Source organism: Microbacterium sp. IEGM 1404 (assembly GCF_030056775.1).
Taxonomy (GTDB): domain Bacteria; phylum Actinomycetota; class Actinomycetes; order Actinomycetales; family Microbacteriaceae; genus Microbacterium.
Genome location: NZ_JASHKP010000043.1, coordinates 1 through 209 on the forward strand (window position 1 = coordinate 1; position 209 = coordinate 209).

Here is a 209-nt window from a genome sequence, read left to right on the forward strand (position 1 = left end):
GCCGCATTCCTGCCAGTCGAGGGTCTGGCCGTAGTACGGGCGCAGGTCCGCGGACACCCCGTCGGTCTGCGGCGCGAGCGCGGCGCCGCCGCCGGGCGGGAGCGGGGGGATCTGGGCGTAGAGGCAGCCAGAGAGCGCCACGGCGAGGGCCGCGACGCCGGCGACGGCAGTGACGAGACGGCGGCGGAGGCTCACGGGGCGGACCCGTT

At 77.5% G+C, this 209-nt stretch carries 1 pseudogene; it reads right to left on the bottom strand.

The annotated features are described in order from the left end of the window. A pseudogene (locus tag QM517_RS18195) lies at positions 1-195 on the bottom strand (alpha/beta hydrolase); the annotation flags it as partial. Positions 196-209: the final 14 nt, after the last annotated feature.